The organism is Streptomyces sp. MMG1121 (assembly GCF_001280015.1).
GTDB lineage: Bacteria > Actinomycetota > Actinomycetes > Streptomycetales > Streptomycetaceae > Streptomyces.
The window spans coordinates 1-17196 of the sequence record NZ_LGDV01000213.1; the positions used below are offsets into that span (position 1 = coordinate 1).

Sequence of the window (17196 nt, forward strand, 5' to 3'; positions counted from 1 at the left end):
TTCCGGGGCCGCGCGACGATTTCGGCGCAACGCGGTGGGCACCCGGCCGACCGGCACTTCAGCGTCCAGCGGATCACCGGCCACGCGCATCTGTGGGTGAGCGAATGCATCATCACCTACGACGGTATTCCTTCGTATTCGGTGAGCATCATGGAATTCGTTGACCAGCACGTGGTACACGAGACGCAGTACTTCGCCAACCCCTTCAGCGCGCCGGCTCGGCGGGCCGCGCTCGCGGAGCCGATGCCGGGCCGAGTCATCGCCGGCCCCTGATTCCTGGCCTCGTCCGGGTCGGCCCCAGATTCCTGGCCTCGTCCGGGTCGGCCGGCCGACGCGGATGCCCACGCATCGGAATCCGTGGAGCCGGGCGAGGGTCCGCTCGATCACCCAGCGCCAGGCCGCCATGGACGAGTCGCCCTTCGAAGCGTGCGTGATGGCCTGGGCTCGGGCCGTTGCCTGTGTCTGCGGGACGCCGAGGTTGTCCGGCCGGGACGCGGGCCACGACGTCGGTGTCCCGCTCACGCGGGCGCTGGTGCTTTTCCTGGGTGTGCGGTGCTGCAGGCCGACTCTCGTTCGTGGTCACCGCTCCGTGGCGTCGGCTTCTCGCATCTGCACGCACCATTGGCAGGTGTCCACCGCGTCAGCGCCAGGGACTGCCTGGACCGGCCACTCGGGGCGTTCACGCACGCGCCGGTCCGCTCCCGACGCCTGGGACGGCTCACGCCATTCCGGCGTCCGCCGGCCGTTCTCGGCGCGGTCACCGGCCGCGTCGTTGGTGACGCCGAAGGACACCTGCGGACCGGGAACGCGTTCTCGGCCCGCATCGCCACAGACAGCGCTGCTCCGGGCGGCGACATCACGGCCCCCCTGAGCAATGACGCTCAGGCCCCGTGCGATCCACTTCACCACACCGCTCGGCACAGGCAACCTCCACACAGAACGACTTCCAGGGAAGTGACCCAGCGTCCGCCCAGGCGCCGGTGGCGGCAATCGGCGCACACCCGGGCGCGCGAGGCAAACGTCCCGCGTGTCGTCTCGGACGAGCCGCGGTCCGCCGACCGGTGCAACCAGTTCGGGCGGCTGGTTTGAGACATTCGAGACGGCTGCAGAACGTTCTCCTGGCCGTTGTTCTCCACGTCCCGGCCGCCCTCCACGCGGCCGGAAGTGGCCACTTGGGCCCGACGGTCTGTGTGACTTCCGGCACTCCCCCGCATGGAGCAGGAGCACGAGACGACGGGTCCTCTGCTCGTCCAGAGCTGCCCTGGCATCAGGCAGTTGGCCTCGAACGAGAGGCTGGTACCGATGCGGGTGGCACTGGCCTTCAACCTCCGCGACGGCGATACCGGGCCGCGAGGTTTCACCCCGGCCACCACGATCGGCGCCCTCCTGGGACGAGTGCACGCGGGCCAGGTGGTGAATCTGCCGTGGGCGCGCGCCGCACGTGGCGGCAGTCCCCGCTGCCCACGCTGTGCGAGGACCTCCGCCTGCACTACGCCGGTTCGGGCCACGCCGCCATGCGCAAAGCGCTCGACAAGAACGGGCTCCTGGGGATCACTCCGGCCTCCTACGTGACCGACACGGCCCGGGCCCGCTGCCGGGCCGTCGTACTCCGCGGCCAGTATCCGGCTCAAGGGGTCGCGCCGCTCCTTGAACGGCTCCAGCAGGCGGTTGGGCCTACCGTCGCGGGCGGAGGGGGACCATCGGCCGGGGCTCGCGTCGCGAGAGCCGGCGCACGGTCTTGCGGTCGTGGATGTCCCGTTCTGTCTCGTCCACCTGTGCTTCGGGGATCCTGATGAACCGTGCGTGGACCACGGCCTGCCGTGAAGCCGCCTGTTCCCGAATCCGGTTGCCGCTTCGTGGCCCTCTGCGCATCCTGCTGGGATGCGCTTCTCCGTCAACATCCCGAACTTCGGTGACTTCGCCGACCCCCGTAACGTCGCGACGGCGGCGGCTGCCGCCGAACAGGCCGGCTGGGACGGGCTCTTCGTCTGGGACCACGTCTTGCACCGGCAGCACCAGGGGCGTCCCTTCGGAGATCCCTGGATGCTGCTGACCGCGGCAGCGCTGGCGACCTCCCGAATCCGACTGGGCACCCTGCTGACGCCGGTCCCCCGCTACCGTGCACAGCAACTGGCCCGCCAGGTGGCCACCCTGGACCACCTCAGCGGCGGCCGGGTGATCTTCGCCGCGGGCCTGGGCGGTCCGATCGACGACGAATACCGCAGCTTCGGCGACACCGCCGAGCCACGCCTCCTCGCCGAGCGGCTGGACGAGGGACTGGATCTGTTGTGCCGCTTCTGGTCCGGCGAGCCGGTGAACCACCACGGCCGGCACTACCAAGTCCGGGACGTGACGCTGCTGCCCGCCACTGTGCAGCGGCCCGGTCCGCCGGTGTGGATCGGCGGGTTCTGGCCCCGTCGCCTGCCCATGCGGCGGGCAGCACGGTGGGACGGCGCGGTGCCGCTCTTCGAGACGGCCCGGCACGGGCACGTGCCCGACGCGGCGGAGGTACGGGAACTGGTCGCCTATGTACGCAAGCACCGTACGGCCGCGGCCGAGCGTCCCTTCGAGTTCGTGCTCGGCGGTGCCACGCCCCTGGACCCGGCCAAGGCCAAGGACGTGATCGGCCCACTGCACGACGCCGGCGCCACCTGGTGGGACGAGCGACAGATCCAGACCGGCCCCGACCTGGACCGCCTCCCTCCGGTGCTGCGCCGCATCGAGGCTGGGCCGCCGGTGCTCTGATGAGCCGTCCGAGGCCGTGCCGGACGTGTTCGGCATCCCCCTGGGGAAACGGCACCGCGCGGGTGGGGAATCAGGGGAACTACATGGGGACCTACATGACGCTGAAGGGCTGCCCTCAGGGACGGGACAGACCTGGCCGCTTGACTCCTCGCCTCCGGATACCGAGTTGCCGCAAGACGACGCTCCGGAGTTGCTCCGGTCAGACAGCCGACTCCGCGTGACGAGTCGGCCCGCCACGCGGTAGAACCCGACGCATGACCGTCTTCTACTGCGCCAAGTGCGCTATCGCACTCACCGGGGACCTGGAGGCTCTGCCCACCGTCCCGGACATCGGCGACCCGGATGACGGCCGGGACGAGGAGACCCGGCGGGCCCGTTCCACTGTTCCTCGCGGGTACTACGCCATCGACCCTGACCCGTGGGGCACGCCTTTCGGGCCAGCCGCCGCGTCCAGCCAGCACACCCGCAGCACGGGCCGCGAGCTGCTCAGGCTTGCCACCCTCACCCCCTCCGCCTCCGCCGGCCCACGCGACAGCGTCATCGTCCACCCCGACGACGTCATGCCCCGTCTCGCCCCGTTCACGTGCGGGGACAACTGGACCGGGTGCTGCGGACCCACTGGCGCACACGGCCCCAACCTGGCCTGCGCCTGCGGCTCGCGCCTGGCCACCTGGGCTGCCGACTGCCTGGGCCCCAATGAACTGCACCTCGACCCCGTCCGCGTCTACGGCTGGCACCAGGGCTGAGGCAGGATGTACCGGGCACGGTGGCGGCGGTGGCGCACCCGGCGCGGGCGCTGGCTGCCGGACGTGGGTGGGGACAGTCCCCGTCAATCCTCAACTCGACGTAGTGGCCGTGGAGTTGGTGCACGCGCGGCGCGGGTCGGGACGGGTGGCTGCGGCCTTCTTCGTCAGCAGCGCGAGGTGCGCACCGGAGCGGGCTGGAGTGGCTGACTGCGGACCGGACACTTCCCCCGGCAGCCAGTCCTGGGCGGCCAACCCACCGGAGGCAACGTTCGGTTCGGCTCCGAGCGAGTGTTGTGGAGGAAGATCCGGCAACCTGGCTCAGCCCACTGACCACGCACACGATCACCGCCGTGGTGCAGGATCCTGCCGCCTGGTGTTCTGTCGCAGCGCCGGCCAATCGACCTCGACGGGGGCCGACATCCGCCTGGGGAACCTTTTGGAGAGCGTGTGCATCTCCTTGTCCGGGAGTCGGAAACGGGGGCACAAGGCCTCCGCAGGGTGCTCCGCCAGGGGGACGTACTCATGGCACGGCGATCAGCGGCAGTCTCGGCGATCAGCCTGGCGGTGGTCGTGGCCGCTGCGGCCTGCGGCCCGGCGCACCATGGTGCCGCGCAGCCGACCGCCGGGCCGTCCCGGACGACGGCGCCGACCGTCGAACCGTCACGGACGACCGCGTCGCCCTCGGCCTCGACAGGCGCCCGGCCCGGTCCCGCATGCGGCACCGGACATCTGCGGTGGAGACTGACGCGCCTCGCCGGCACGTCGGGCAAGGCGCCGACGGCCCTGCTGAGCGCGAGGAACACCAGTGCCAAATCCTGCGTCTTCAACGGCTATCCGAAGCTCCACGCCTACGCGGGCAAAGGCCCGGCCGTCTGGTCGGAGCCGAAGGCGAAGGTGCCCGTCCGCCTGGTGCTGAACCCCGGCAGCGCGCTCGACTTCCCGCTCTTCTACCCCGCGTCCCCTGCCGCTGACGGCTCCTGCTCCATCCCGGTCGACGACCACCCGCGCATCGAGGTGTTGCCGCCGCACCGCGCGTCCACCGACTACGGCGCCGCCGTGCAGATCACCGACTCGCACGGCCGGAATGTGACCCCTGTGTTCTGCGACACCGTTCATCTGGGCGCACCCCGGCTGCGGTAGCGGACCCGTTCGGTCGGGATCTGACGCCCGGACATATAAATGCACACGCGTTCGAGTGTTGTGCGATCATGGCGACGGCGACCGCTGACCACGGTCGACCGGATGCCGTCTCACGGGCGGCACGGGGGAACGCATCGGGGGGTGCATGGTGAGCCGGGCGGGATTACTGAGGCGCAGGCGCCTGTCCGCAGGTGATGATCCGTGCGCCGGTCGGCATGGGCCGGGCCCGCTGTCGGGCCCGTCGCCCGCCGGGGCGCATCGTGCGCCCCGCAGGGCCCCAGGCCAATGATCACGACCAGCCACCCGAGTTGTAACGCCGACTGACTCCCCCCGGCGAAGACCCGGCCTCGCACTCTGCGTCGGCCGTCGACCGCTTGCACGGCCTCGGCTCGTCGAGCCCCACGGCCGACCGGACCTGGAGCAAAGAGAGTTGTATAGCACACGAATAGGCGTGGGGAGTGTGTTCGCACTGTGCGCCGCGCTTCTGCTGGGCAGCGCCGCGACGGCCCGAGCCGTCACACCGGCGCCTGCCGCCCCCACCAGACAGGCGACGGCCCAGTCGACACGCGTCGGCCACACGACCGCCGCCGCGCGTCCGCCGGTGTCCGTCACACCGTCGTCCGCCGACGACGGCACGTGGACCGTCCGGGACGCCATACGGTTCTGGACCCCCGAGCGCATGGCCTCGGCCACCGACCCCTCGGGCCGTATCGCACGGCCGCAGGGCTGGAAGACGCCGCGCGGTAAGCGATCCGTCGCCACCGGGATCACCGGCGAGCACTTCGACGGCATCAAATCCGTCGGCACACTCTTCAGCACCACGGGTGACATGAAGGCCCATCACTGCACAGCCAGCGTGGTACGCAGCCCAGGGCACAACCTCGTCCTCACCGCCGGGCACTGCCTCGGCCGCAACGCTGCGTTCGTGCCCGAATACGACCACACCAAGCCCGCGGGCGACCAGCCGTACGGAATCTGGCCGGTCGGTGACTGGTTCCGCGACTCGCAGTACGCCTCGGACCGCAGCGCCAACTCCGACCTGGACTACGCCTTCGCGAGCCTGAACGAGAACGGCGGGCGCGACGTCCAGGACGTCGTGGGCGCCAACTCCCTCGCCCCCACACCCGGGTTCGTCAACAAGGTGACCGTCATCGGCTACCCCATGGTCAAGTACGACTCACAGGACCGCGCCTTCCACTGCTCCGACGTCTGGACGACGCCCCTGCCGGCCTACAACCAGATGCAGATCGACTGTGCCGGTATGTGGGGAGGGGTCTCCGGCGGACCGTGGTTCTCCAAGTTCGACTCCTCGGGCGATACAGGCGAGATCATCGGCAACGTCGGCGGCCTCCTTCAGGGCGGCCCTGACGTCAAGACCGACAACCCGCTGTACAACCGGATCACGTACAGCCCACTGCACGGCGACCGGTTCTTCCAGCTCTACGACGACGCCCAGAAGGGCCTGCACACCGACCACGGCCCCTACGACCAGCCGCCCCTCCCCTACTCGATGGGCAGCGGCTCGACGTGGGAGCACGCCAAGCTCATGGCCGCCGGTGACTTCAGCGGCACCGGCCACAGCGACCTGATCGTGGTGTGGACCGACGGCGAGGTCACCCTCTACACCGACGACGGAAACGGCCACTTCACCGCAGAGCGCCGACTGCTGGCCCCCAACCCGACCTGGACCCACGCGGCGACCATCACCGCGGGCGACTTCACCGGGTCGAGCCGTTTCGACCTGATGGTCCGCTGGTCCGACGGGAAGGTGACCCTCTACGGCGATGTCGGCACCAACGGTCTCAACGTCGCCGGCATCCAGCTGATCGGCCCCAACTCGACCTGGCAGCACGCCACCCAGATCACCGCGGGCCGTTTCAACACCTCGGCCTATGTCACGGACCTGATGGTGCGCTGGTCCGACGGTGAGCTCACCCTTTACACCAATGTGGGTGCCGGAGGCTTCGGGCAGGAACACAAGCTCAAGGACCCCAACTCCACCTGGACCCACGCCACGCTGCTGACGGCCGGCGAGTTCTCCGGCAACCAGAGGTGGGATCTGATGGTGCAGTGGCCGGACGGTGAACTCGACACCTACGTCAACACCACCACCTCCGCCCTCGGCACCGAGTCACGCATCCAGAACCCCAACGGGCTGTGGACCCGCAACACGGTCATGACCACGGGCGACTTCACCTCCGACCACCGCACCGACGACCTCGTCGTCCGCTGGTCCGACGGCGAGACCGGCATGTACGTCGACACGGGGAAGAGCACGCTCGGCACCGAACAGACCCTGGTTCCGCACGCCTGATCTCGGTTGCCAAAGGACAGGACAGGACTGTGGTCGTGATGCGGAACGGGCAGGCCGATCACCTGCCCGTTCCGCGCAACGAATGCGCCCACGCCGCCTGGCTCGTCTCGTGTCGGATGCCGGCCCCGACGCGCCGCATGGCACGACGCCCGGCGCTGACCGGCCGGGGCCGGCATGACGGGCCGTAAGAGATCCACCGTGCGGGCCGAGACGACGACCTCGCCGCGCCACAGGGCATCGTCCGTTCCCAGCGTGCGGGCTCCCACCACACCCGGGAGCCGGCCGGCCCACCCGATGTCACCTCGCCGTCAAGCTGCCGGCTGCTCCAGCTGCCCGCCCCGAACCTCTTGGACGGCTGACGGCTCATCACTGCGCATCGTGCCTCGTGCCGCGTCCTGGTCTCTCGCTCGGCGACCGCGCACCCGACAGGTGCACCGCGTTCACCGCGGCGTAGATGACGCCCGCCGAACGCGCCGGTCCACCGGGGTGCGACCAGGAATCAAGGGCACCGGCGGAACTCGTGTTGGCGTGCCCCGCCACGCCCAAGGCGAGGCCACCGACAGGTACGCCCTGGCCGCATCGTTTCCTACACTCGCGGGATGAAGAACTTCACGTGCACGCACTGCGGCAATGTCGGTCTGGCGGAAGGTTTCATCGAGGATGCCGGCGAGCACTCGCGGGGGTACGCGCGCTGGATAGAGGGCGCGTTGGAGCGGGGGATTTTCGGGGGCGCCAAGCGGATGGGCCGGCCCCGGCGGCAGATAGAGGCGTTCCGCTGCCCCCAGTGCGGGCACCTCGACCTGTTCGCCACCGGCGAGGTGTAGTCGGCCCTCGTCGCGCCGGATCCCCGTACGGGCGGTCGAGCCTCTCGCGCCGGGGCCCGTACGGCTGGGGAAGGAGGGGCCGCGGTCGCGGTCCACGCCACCTGCCTCAATTTCCGCGAACTCCTGTTGTTGCGGGGGCAGTACGTACTGCCCGTCAACCGGACGTCGTACCGGTCTCCGACGGTGCCGGCGAGGTCGTCGCCGTGGGGCCGCATGTCCGGCGGGTACGCCCGGGCAACCGTGTCGCCGCCGCGCTGTTCCCTCGGTGGCTGGACGGTCCGCTGGAATCGGCACATCTGTCGCAGCCGGGTGGCTCGCTCGACGGAATCCTGACCGAGCAGGCCTCGGCACCGGGGGCCGTGGTGGTCCGGGTTCGGGCCGCCGGACTCGACGCCGCTGACCTGCAGCAGGCACGGGGGGACTACCCGGCGCCGGCGGGACGGCCGATCGCCTGCTGACACGGGACGACAGGTCTCCGCCCTTGCGGGTGACGGCGCCCTGGTCGGCGCTGGTGCGGTACCGCTGCGCAGCACCGTGCTCCGCATCGACGACGACGGTTTTCGGACTCGTCCGCGTCGACGAGGCGAATGAAGACCCGGGCGAGGTGCTCGAAGCCCTCGACTCGAAGCAAGTCGAGGGCTCGCGGCGGCCGCAGGATGATGCCGCCGACGGTCGCGACGGCATCCTGGCCGGCGGCGTTGAGAGTGACGAGTTCACGCCGCCGGTCCCGCGGGTGCGGCAGGCGCTCGACGAGGCCGTGGGTTCGAGCCCGTCCACGATGACGGCGGTGCAGGGGGCGTTGACACCGCCCCGTTGGCGACATCACGAAAAGATGACACCTTCACGAAATCATCACACGAGTCGGCATGCCTGGAGCTACGGTCAACCCTCCAACGCGCCCTGGGGGGACACATGACCAACCCGTACACCATGCCGCCACAGCCGCCCGTGAGAACGGCCCCGCGATGGGCCCGCAAGCGATACGTGCTGCCCGCGCTCGGTCTCGCCTTCGTTCTCGGCATCGGCGCTGGCGCCGGCGGCCACGACACGGGGAAGGACGCCAAGCCGGCGGCCGACAAAGTGCAGCCGACCACCACGGTCACAGCCACCACCACGGCCACGGCCACGGCGTCGCCAGAGCCCGGGCCGACGGTGACTCAGACGAAGACGGTCAAGGTGAAGGTGACGGTCACCGCGCATGCGGACGCCGCCGGTTCAGGAAGCGGCGGAAGTTCGTCCGGCGGATCCTCCACTAGCGGGGGCTCAAGCTCCTCGGGCGGTTCCAGCGATGCCGGAAACGGAGCTACCGCGCTCTGCAACGACGGCACGTACTCCTACGCCGCCCACCACCAGGGCGCCTGCTCGCATCACGGAGGCGTGGCCGTCTTCTACCGCTAGGCCGCACCGCAGTTCCCAGACACGAGCCGCTCGTCGTCCGAACCGGGCGGCTTGTCAGGTATGCCGAGGCCGGATCAGATCTCGTGCCGTCACGTACTCAGCACGGGGGCCACGAACGAAGCGGCCAGCGGACCCGGACTGTCCTGTTCGTCGCAGGCGAACGCGAGGCGGCTGGACGGTGCGTCGGTCACCGGGACGCAGACCTGGCCTGCCACGACCGGTTCGCCCAGCAAGTGGGGAGGCACCCGGGATTCCTTTCCCACGCGACAGCGTCTCGCCCTCCACATTGGACATGCGTAGCGCAACGCGCCCGGTCAGCGGGTGCCCGGACGGGACGAGCCGGCCTTAGCGGACGAGCAGCGGGACGGTTAGCCGGGGCTCGATCTGTCGATCGCCTTGGACAGCACCGGCTGGACGATCGCGAGGTGGACCACATTCCGACTGAAGTGCACCCGGTCCATGCGCCCGAACCCGGCCAGGTACACCTGGCCGAGCCGCGGGTGGAGCGAGGTCAAACCAGCGTTGTTCACGGTGAACTCGAGCCCACCGTACGGCGGACGGCGGACGGCGAACGGCGAACGGCGAACGGCGGGCATGAGCGTGATCGCGGTCGCGGTCGCGGAACACCTGACCATCAAGGCGTTCCCCCACCTCCCGCACAGCTTGGGCATCGTGCCGGGCGACGAGACCGAGATCGACTTGATGCGCAGGCTGGAAGTCCGCCTTCCCGGCGGGCGGTACCAAGTCCCGTACAGATACGGATAGAGCTCACGCGTCTTTTCGTGGCGTCAGGGCGTATTCAGGCAGGTCGAGTGCGTCCGCGGGCGGGCTGAACAGCATTGCCTGGAGTCCGCCGAGTCGGTTGGCCAGTGGGCTGGCCGTGGCGCGCAGGCCCGCCCAGATCAGCGATCGCTGGAGCCGGGTGCCGGGATAGAAGAGGTTCGGGAGTCCGGGCGACAGTTGCTGGGCCTTCTCGACGAACGGGCGCATGATCGCCTCGTAACGAGCGAACGCGGCCTGGGGCTCGGCGTGGCTGGTGAGTTCGCCGGCCAGGATGTACGCGCCGGTGAGGGCCAGGGTCGTACCCATGCCGCTGAAGGGCGACGCACAGTAGGCGGCGTCTCCGAGCACGGCGATCCGGCCGCGGCTCCAGTGTGGGAGTCGGGCCTGACCTAGCGATTCGAAATACAGGGGGCAGTCGTCGAGGGCACTGAGGATCCTGGGGACTTCCCAGCCGATGTCGGCGAACGTCGCGCGCAGGATCGTGACGACGTCCTCGCGGTCGAGGCGGTCGACTCCGCGCACGGAGCTCCGCATGTTCAGCGAGGCCCGAGTCGTCCCGACGTTGTCCGGCCGCAAGGCCACACCTCGGCCGCGGTCGGCGATCAACCACCGCCACCGGTCGTTGTCGGCGTCGGTGCGTGGAATCGTCAGATAGGCGTTGTAGACGCCGAGTTCGCGCACTGGGGCGTCCCCCAGCACCCGCGTCCTGGTGCGCGAGCGGAGCCCCTCGGCGACGACCACCGCGTCGAACCGCCGGGCCGGTGCGTGGAGGAACTCGACGTCCACACCGTGCCCGTCATCGTGCAGCCCGGTGATCTGGTCGCCGAAGACGTATGCGCTGTCGGCGGACGACAGGTCGTACAGGATGTGTCCGAGCTGCCCGCGCAGGATCTCCAGCTCGGCGGTGGTTCCCGAGGTGTCGTCGGTGCCGGCGGCGAACGACGCGACCGGCCGGCCGTGTTCGTCGACGAAGTCCAGGCCGGTCTCGTGCGTGTGAGCGGCACGGACGGCGTCCTCGATGCCCATGCGGCGCAGCACTTCGCGGCCGGCGCCGCGGACGTCGACGTTCTGGCCTTCGTCGCGCAGACGGTCGACGCGTTCGATGACGGTGACGTCCCAGCCGGCGCCGGCGAGCCAGTGGGCAAGGGTCGGGCCCGCGACGCTCGCGCCGGAGATGAGGATGCTCGGAGTGGTCACCATGACGAACCTTCCTGTCGTGATCGCACGTGCGAAGCCCGACGGCCGCGCTCGCGAATTCCTGCTCCGCGGGCTCTGGGAGACATGGCCGACGGTGGGTCCGCACCTCCTCCCCCTGCCGCTTCCCCAGTATCGGGCCGCCCGGCCTGCCAGGTCTTCATGTGCCGGTTGGTGTGGCTGATTCCGCCTCCGCCGGCGGCCGCTCCCGGCCATGTGGTGTCGCTGTCTCGTCCGGGCCGGTGACCGGTGCCCTTCTCGTCGGGCACAGCTCTGCGGGCATGCCCCATGTCACTGAGGTCGTCCGCCGCTGCCGGGGCTGGTGGCCGCTCAGCCGCGATAGCTCCGCAGCTTGCGGTACAGCGTCGCCCGGCCGATGCCCAGGGCGGCCGCCGTGCGCGCCTTGTTGCCGCCGTGGCGGTGCAGCGCCTCCAGGATCGTGGTGCGTTCGGCCTGCTCCACCGGGCTGAGCAGCCGTGCCGCGGGCGCTTCGCGTACCTGGTCCGGCAGCTCGGCCCGCCGGACGGGCCCGGACACTCGCCGATGCTGCGCCAACGTCCGTACGACATGGGACAGTTCGGTGACGTTGCCGGGCCATGGGTACTGCTCCAGAGCGCGCAGTGCGTCGAGCGTCCAGGTCAGCGGAGTCCGGCCCGGCGCGGGGCGCGGCGCCAGTTCTTGGAGCAACTCCCTTATGTCCTGGGGACGTTCGCGCAGCGCGGGCAGGGCGACCGAGCGGGCGGCCAGCGTGTCCAGGAGCCTCTGGAGACAGGGGCCGGGCGGTGCGCCGGGCGTGTAGGTGACCAGCAGGGGCGCGTCCGGCTGCGTGTCGAGCAGGGAATTGAGCGCGGCCACGCCCGGCTGCGTGAGCCGCTCCGCATGGCGGAGCAGAACGGGCTGCCCCCGCGTCATCTCGGCGTGCATGCGGTCGAGTCGGGGGTCCTCCGCCGCGTCGAAGACCCGGGCGGCACGTCCTGCGGGAAGCTGACGCGCCAGTGCCGTCTTGCCGGTGCCGCGTTCTCCCGACAGCAGGAGGGGTTGCCCGGAGCCGGCCAGTTCGAGCGCCCGGCCGACGGCGTACCGCCAGGGAACCGAGGATCCGGTCGGGGTGGTGGCCGGGCACGGCACGGCACGTACGGTGCCGGCGAGCGGGTGCAGTACGACCACCACCCCGATGACGGCGCCCTCATGACGTACCGGAGTCACCCGCACGGTGCTCCCCGCGCCCTCGGACAGCTCGCCCAGGTCGGCAGGGGCGCCCTGCTGCCGTGCGGCCATGGCCGCACGCTCCAGCGCGTCCAACGTCTGGGGCGACAGCATCCGCTCCGCCGCCGCGCTGAGCAGCCGGTTGCGGCCGTCGAGCACGGCCACCGCGCGATCCTGCCCCTGGGCCGCCCGATGGTAGGCATCGAGAAGGACCCGCTCGGCCGTCCGGGACCGGGCGAGCAGCGCGGCCTCCACCGCGCCGGCCGCGGCCTCGGCGAGCGCCGCGCCCGGATGCGGTGCGCGGCCGGCGCACAGCCCCGTCGCGACGGTCACCGTGCCCAGCACCTGCCCGCGCTCCGGTGCGAGCACCGGCACGCTGACCGCAGACACGTCCTGCCATCGGTCGAGGAAGTGTTCGGGACCGTGCACCTCGGCCCGGCGGCGGGTGCGTGCGGCGAGGGCCGCGCTGTTGTTGCCGACCTCCTGCTCCGAGAGACCGGAGCAGCGTTCGAGCCCGGGGGCGCTGCCGCCCGTCCACAGCACACGCAGTCGTTCGTCGGTGAGGACCAGGACCGTCCGGTCGGCGCCCAGGGCCGGGGCGATCCGGTCCAGCACGGGGCGGGCGGCACCGAGCAGGACCGACTCCGCCGGCCGTGCGCGCCCGGTGACGGCCGGTTCCTCGAGATCGTGCGGCACCCCGAAGAACCGCGCGCGCCGCCATGCGGCGACCACTTCGTCCGGTACGCCGTCGGGCAAGGGACACCCCGTCAGGAACCGTTCGCGCGCGAGACGCAGCGGTGTGAGCGCGAAGCCCGCGGGGGAATGCTCTGTGGTGGTCACGACGCGGCCCACCGTACCGGATTCGGTTGAAGGGACAACAAGTGCGGTGCCCCGCCGTGGTCCGCCCCGACGGGGAAGGCGAGGTGGGCGGGCTGTCTCGAAATGAGACACCCACACACCCCTGTGTCGCTCCATGATCACGAGTGCCTGGAGTCCGTTCGTCCCCTCAGGAGCACCCCGTGTCCACCGTCGTCGAGACCGACGTCCTGATCGTAGGCAGTGGCCCCGCCGGCGCGTCGGCCGCGCTCGCCCTGAGCACCTACGGCGTGCACAACCTCGTCGTGACCCGCCATGCGAGCCTCGCCGTCACGCCCCGCGCGCACATCACCAACCAGCGCACGATGGAGGTGCTGCGCGACCTCGGCCTCGAACAGGAGGTCATCGCCCAGGCGACCCCGCAGCAGCTGATGGGCGACACGACCTTCTGCACCAGTCTGGCCGGCGAGGAACTCGGCCGGGTGCGCTCCTGGGGCAACGACCCGCTGGTCCAGGCCGCGCACGACCTCGCCAGCCCGACCCGGATGTGCGACATGCCCCAGCACCTCATGGAGCCGGTCCTCGTCGACGCGGCCGTCGCCCGCGGCACCCGGCTGCGCTTCCAGACCGAGTACCTCTCCCACGCCCAGGACGCCGACGGCGTCACGGCCACCGTCCGCGACCGGCTCCGCGGGGACACGTACGAGATCCGTGCCAAGTACCTCATCGGCGCGGACGGCGGCCGCTCGAAGGTCGCCGAGGACGCGGGCCTGCCCATGGGCGGTCGGATGGGCGTCGCGGGCAGCATCAACATCGTCTTCGACGCGGACCTGACCCGGTACACCGCACACCGTCCGTCGACCCTCTACTGGGTGCTCGCCCCGGGTGCGGCCGTCGGGGGCATCGGCGCCGGGCTGGTGCGCTGCGTCCGCCCCTGGAACGAGTGGCTGATCGTGTGGGGGTACGACGTCACCGCGGGCGCCCCCGACCTGACCTCCGAGTACGCCGAGTCCGTCGTCCGCGCACTCATCGGCGACGACGAGATCCCCGTGACCATCAAGTCGTCCTCCGCGTGGACGGTCAACGAGATGTACGCGCAGAAGTACGCGAACGGCCGCGTCTTCTGCGCCGGCGACGCCACCCACCGCCATCCGCCGTCCAACGGCCTCGGCTCCAACACCTCGATCCAGGACTCGTACAACCTGGCCTGGAAGCTGAAGATGGTCCTCGACGGGCGCGCCGGGCCCCGGCTCCTGGACACGTACACCGCCGAGCGTGCCCCGATCGGCCGGCAGGTCGTCACCCGCGCCAACAAGTCCATCGGCGAGACCGCCCCCGTCTTCGAGGCACTGGACGGGCTCTCCCCGCAGACCCCCGAGCGGCTGTGGGCCAACATCGCCGCCCGCAAGGACGCCACGGAGGCCGCCGAGAAGCAGCGCGCCCGGCTGCGCGAGGCGATCGCGCTGAAGGTCTACGAGTTCAACGCGCACGGCGTCGACCTCAACCAGCGGTACGCCTCGGACGCGGTCGTACCCGACGGCACCCCCGACCCCGGCTTCAGCCGCGACCCGGAGCTGTACCACGAGCCCTCCTCCCGCCCGGGCGCGAAACTGCCGCACGCCTGGATCACCTCCGGCCCGCGCAGGCTCTCCACGCTCGACACGGTCGGCAAGGGCCGTTTCACCCTGCTGACCGGGATCGGGGGCGAGTGCTGGGTGCGCGCGGCCCAGGCGCAGGAGATCGACATCGCCGCCGTGGTCATCGGGCCCGGGCGGGAGTACGAGGACCCGTACGGCGACTGGGCGCGGCTGAGCGAGGTGTCCGACTCGGGTGCATTGCTGGTGCGGCCCGACGGATTCGTCGCCTTCCGGCATCCGTCGGCGGCCCCGGACGCCGGGGACCTGCTGACGGACGCGCTGCGGCGGATCCTCGGACACAGCTAGGACGGGATCGTGGGGCAGCGGGTCGCCGTAGACGACGAGGAGCAGATATGACCACCGAGACCACCGGGGCGGGAGAGTCCGCCGCCGAGCGCGCTGTCAGCGGGCAGGCTGTCACCGGGCAGGCCCTCGCGGCTCTGCGCGCGACGGCCGATCCCCGGCTGCGCGAGCTGCTCGGCGGGCTGATCCGCCATCTGCACGACTTCGCGCGCGAGACGCGGCTCACCCAGGAGGAGTGGGCCAACGCCATCGGCTTCCTGACCGCGACCGGGCAGACCTGCACGGACATCCGGCAGGAGTTCATCCTGCTGTCGGACGTCCTCGGCCTCTCGATGCTCGTCGAGTCCATCAACGGCGAGCGCGGCCCCGGCGCCACCGAATCGACGGTCCTCGGCCCCTTCCACATGACCGAGTCGCCCGCCCGCCGACTCGGCGACGACATCGACCTGGTGGGCGGCGGCGAGCCGTGCGTGGTCAGCGGCCGGGTGCGGTCGCGGGACGGCAGCCCGCTGCCCGGCGCGGCCTTGGACGTCTGGCAGGCGGACGCCGAGGGCTCTTACGACGTGCAGCAGCCGGCCCTCCAGCCCGCGGGCAACGGCCGCGGGCGGTTCACCGCCGACGCCGAGGGCCGCTTCTGGTTCCGCACCTGTGTGCCGGCCCCGTACCCGATCCCCACCGACGGCCCGGTCGGCGCCCTGCTGCGCGCCACCGGACGCCACCCCTACCGCCCCGCGCACATCCACTTCATCGCCACCGCCGACGGCCACACGTCCGTCACCACGCACATCTTCGTGGCCGGCAGCGACTATCTGGATTCCGACGCCGTGTTCGCGGTGAAGGAGAGCCTGGTGCAGGAGTTCGCGGAGACCGACGACCCGGCTCTGGCCCGGGAGTTCGGCGTCCCGAACCCCTTCCGGCACGCGCGGTTCGACCTCGTCCTGGAGCGCACGTCATGACGTTCTCCGTCGACTTCGCGTACGAGACCCGGCCCGTGCGGGTCGTCTTCCGACCCGGCGCATCCGTCACCGCAACCCCGGACGAGGCCCAACGCCTCGGCCTGCGGCGGCTGTTGGTGCTCTGCGGCAGCCGGGGCGAGGCCACCGCCCGTACGGTGGCGGACGCGCTCGGCGACGTCTGCGTGGGACTGCACGCCGAGGCCCGGATGCACGTTCCCGTCGAGGTCGCCGACCGAGCCGCCGCGGTGGCGCGGGCGGTCGGGGCCGACGGGTGCGTCGCGGTCGGCGGCGGCTCGGCGATCGGCCTCGGCAAGGCTGTCGCGCTGCGCACGGGCCTGCCGCTGATCGCCGTGCCGTCCACGTACGCGGGTTCGGAGCTGACTCCGGTCTGGGGCCTGACGGAAAACGGGGTCAAGCGCACCGGACGCGACCCGGTGGTCCAGCCCCGCAGCGTCGTCTACGACGCCGAGCTCACCCTCTCCCTCCCGGTTCCGCTCTCCGTGACCAGCGGCGTCAACGCGCTGGCGCACGCCGTCGAGGCGCTGTACGCCCCGGACACCTCGCCGCTGGTCTCGCTCATGGCGCAGGAAGGCGTCCGCGCGATGGCGGGCGCGCTGCCGCGGCTGGCCGCCGGGCCCGCCGACCTCGACGCGCGCGGCCGGGCCCTGTACGGGGCGTGGCTGTGCGGAGCGTGCCTCGGCGCGACCACCATGGGGCTGCACCACACGTTGTGCCATGTGCTCGGCGGCACGTTCGGACTGCCGCACGCGGAGACACACACGGTGGTGCTTCCGTACGCCCTCGCCTACAACGCGCCCGCGGCGCCGGAGGCGCTGGCCGCTCTGCGCCGGGCGCTTGGGACACAGGACGCCCCACGTGCCCTGCGGGACCTGTCGGTTCGTCTGGGCGCACCGCGTTCGCTCGCCGAACTCGGTGTGACGGAAGGCGACTTGAGCGTGGCAGCGGAGCAGGTGACAGGGCAGCCCTGTGCCAATCCGCGCCCGGTCACGGCGGAAGGGGTCCTCGGGGTGCTCCGAGCGGCCTACGAGGGGCGGGAGCCGACCGTCTCATATTGAGACACCCGTGACCGCGCGGCCTGTCCCAAGATCGACTGGGGGGTGTGACCGCATGCAG

17 protein-coding genes and 1 pseudogene are annotated in these 17196 nt (G+C 71.2%); 14 read left to right on the top strand and 4 right to left on the bottom strand.

What is annotated here, in order from left to right:
• The 10 genes and pseudogenes from ADK64_RS29645 to ADK64_RS29680 form a co-directional block, all read left to right on the top strand.
• Nucleotides 1–273: hypothetical protein (locus ADK64_RS29645; protein ID WP_078992916.1), on the top strand; the 273-nt coding region annotated here is incomplete at its 5' end.
• 1608 nt (nucleotides 274–1881) lie between these two features.
• Nucleotides 1882–2745: an LLM class flavin-dependent oxidoreductase gene (locus tag ADK64_RS29650; protein WP_053663888.1), complete on the top strand. Its 864-nt coding sequence runs from the start codon at nucleotides 1882–1884 to the stop codon at nucleotides 2743–2745.
• A 254-nt stretch (nucleotides 2746–2999) separates the two neighbouring features.
• Complete coding sequence (locus tag ADK64_RS29655; RefSeq protein ID WP_053663890.1) at nucleotides 3000–3491, top strand: hypothetical protein; 492 nt, start codon at nucleotides 3000–3002, stop codon at nucleotides 3489–3491.
• A gap of 522 nt (nucleotides 3492–4013) precedes the next feature.
• Nucleotides 4014–4631: a DUF4232 domain-containing protein gene (locus ADK64_RS29660; RefSeq protein ID WP_053663892.1), complete on the top strand. Its 618-nt coding sequence runs from the start codon at nucleotides 4014–4016 to the stop codon at nucleotides 4629–4631.
• 451 nt (nucleotides 4632–5082) lie between these two features.
• Nucleotides 5083–6945 carry a trypsin-like serine peptidase gene (locus ADK64_RS29665; RefSeq protein ID WP_234384750.1) on the top strand — a complete coding sequence of 621 codons (1863 nt, stop codon included), beginning with the start codon at nucleotides 5083–5085 and terminating at the stop codon, nucleotides 6943–6945.
• Nucleotides 6946–7544: 599 nt separating this feature from the next.
• The gene (locus tag ADK64_RS29670; protein ID WP_053663894.1) at nucleotides 7545–7769 is read left to right on the top strand and encodes a hypothetical protein; all 225 of its coding nucleotides are present in this window, start codon (nucleotides 7545–7547) and stop codon (nucleotides 7767–7769) included.
• Nucleotides 7730–7966: pseudogene (locus ADK64_RS49170) on the top strand (hypothetical protein); the annotation flags it as partial. The gene ADK64_RS29670 and the pseudogene ADK64_RS49170, both read left to right, overlap by 40 nt.
• 6 nt (nucleotides 7967–7972) lie before the next feature.
• Nucleotides 7973–8227: a hypothetical protein gene (locus ADK64_RS46740; RefSeq protein ID WP_053663896.1), complete on the top strand. Its 255-nt coding sequence runs from the start codon at nucleotides 7973–7975 to the stop codon at nucleotides 8225–8227.
• A 23-nt stretch (nucleotides 8228–8250) separates the two neighbouring features.
• A complete protein-coding gene (locus tag ADK64_RS46190; RefSeq protein WP_159046363.1) occupies nucleotides 8251–8685 on the top strand; it encodes a hypothetical protein in 435 nt (144 codons plus the stop codon).
• Nucleotides 8682–9167 carry a DUF3761 domain-containing protein gene (locus ADK64_RS29680; RefSeq protein WP_053663897.1) on the top strand — a complete coding sequence of 162 codons (486 nt, stop codon included), beginning with the start codon at nucleotides 8682–8684 and terminating at the stop codon, nucleotides 9165–9167. Before ADK64_RS46190 ends, ADK64_RS29680 begins: the two co-directional genes overlap by 4 nt.
• Nucleotides 9168–9256: 89 nt before the next feature.
• Here ADK64_RS29680 and ADK64_RS46195 read toward each other — a convergent pair whose 3' ends face one another.
• On the bottom strand, nucleotides 9257–9412 hold the full coding sequence (locus ADK64_RS46195) for a hypothetical protein (RefSeq protein ID WP_159046364.1): 156 nt from the start codon (nucleotides 9410–9412) through the stop codon (nucleotides 9257–9259).
• Between the two features lie 123 nt (nucleotides 9413–9535).
• Entirely contained in the window at nucleotides 9536–9763 is a 228-nt protein-coding gene (locus ADK64_RS29685) for a hypothetical protein (RefSeq protein ID WP_053663899.1), read from the bottom strand.
• Here ADK64_RS29685 and ADK64_RS46200 point away from each other — a divergent pair.
• A complete protein-coding gene (locus ADK64_RS46200) occupies nucleotides 9762–9932 on the top strand; it encodes a hypothetical protein (protein ID WP_159046365.1) in 171 nt (56 codons plus the stop codon). The genes ADK64_RS29685 and ADK64_RS46200 overlap by 2 nt on opposite strands.
• A 3-nt stretch (nucleotides 9933–9935) precedes the next feature.
• Here the strand turns inward: ADK64_RS46200 and ADK64_RS29690 are convergent, their stop codons facing one another.
• Both ADK64_RS29690 and ADK64_RS29695 read right to left on the bottom strand, forming a co-directional pair.
• On the bottom strand, nucleotides 9936–11150 hold the full coding sequence (locus ADK64_RS29690) for an FAD-dependent monooxygenase (RefSeq protein ID WP_053663901.1): 1215 nt from the start codon (nucleotides 11148–11150) through the stop codon (nucleotides 9936–9938).
• Between the two features lie 324 nt (nucleotides 11151–11474).
• Complete coding sequence (locus tag ADK64_RS29695) at nucleotides 11475–13190, bottom strand: helix-turn-helix domain-containing protein (RefSeq protein WP_053664376.1); 1716 nt, start codon at nucleotides 13188–13190, stop codon at nucleotides 11475–11477.
• A 179-nt stretch (nucleotides 13191–13369) separates the two neighbouring features.
• On the opposite strand from ADK64_RS29695, the gene ADK64_RS29700 reads away from it, so the two are divergent.
• The 3 genes from ADK64_RS29700 to ADK64_RS29710 are packed head-to-tail and all read left to right on the top strand — an operon-like array spanning nucleotide 13370 to nucleotide 17138.
• On the top strand, nucleotides 13370–15109 hold the full coding sequence (locus tag ADK64_RS29700; RefSeq protein ID WP_053663903.1) for an FAD-dependent oxidoreductase: 1740 nt from the start codon (nucleotides 13370–13372) through the stop codon (nucleotides 15107–15109).
• A gap of 47 nt (nucleotides 15110–15156) precedes the next feature.
• Nucleotides 15157–16062: an intradiol ring-cleavage dioxygenase gene (locus ADK64_RS29705; RefSeq protein ID WP_053663905.1), complete on the top strand. Its 906-nt coding sequence runs from the start codon at nucleotides 15157–15159 to the stop codon at nucleotides 16060–16062.
• Entirely contained in the window at nucleotides 16059–17138 is a 1080-nt protein-coding gene (locus tag ADK64_RS29710) for a maleylacetate reductase (protein ID WP_053663907.1), read from the top strand. Before ADK64_RS29705 ends, ADK64_RS29710 begins: the two co-directional genes overlap by 4 nt.
• The last annotated feature ends 58 nt before the right edge of the window (nucleotides 17139–17196 follow it).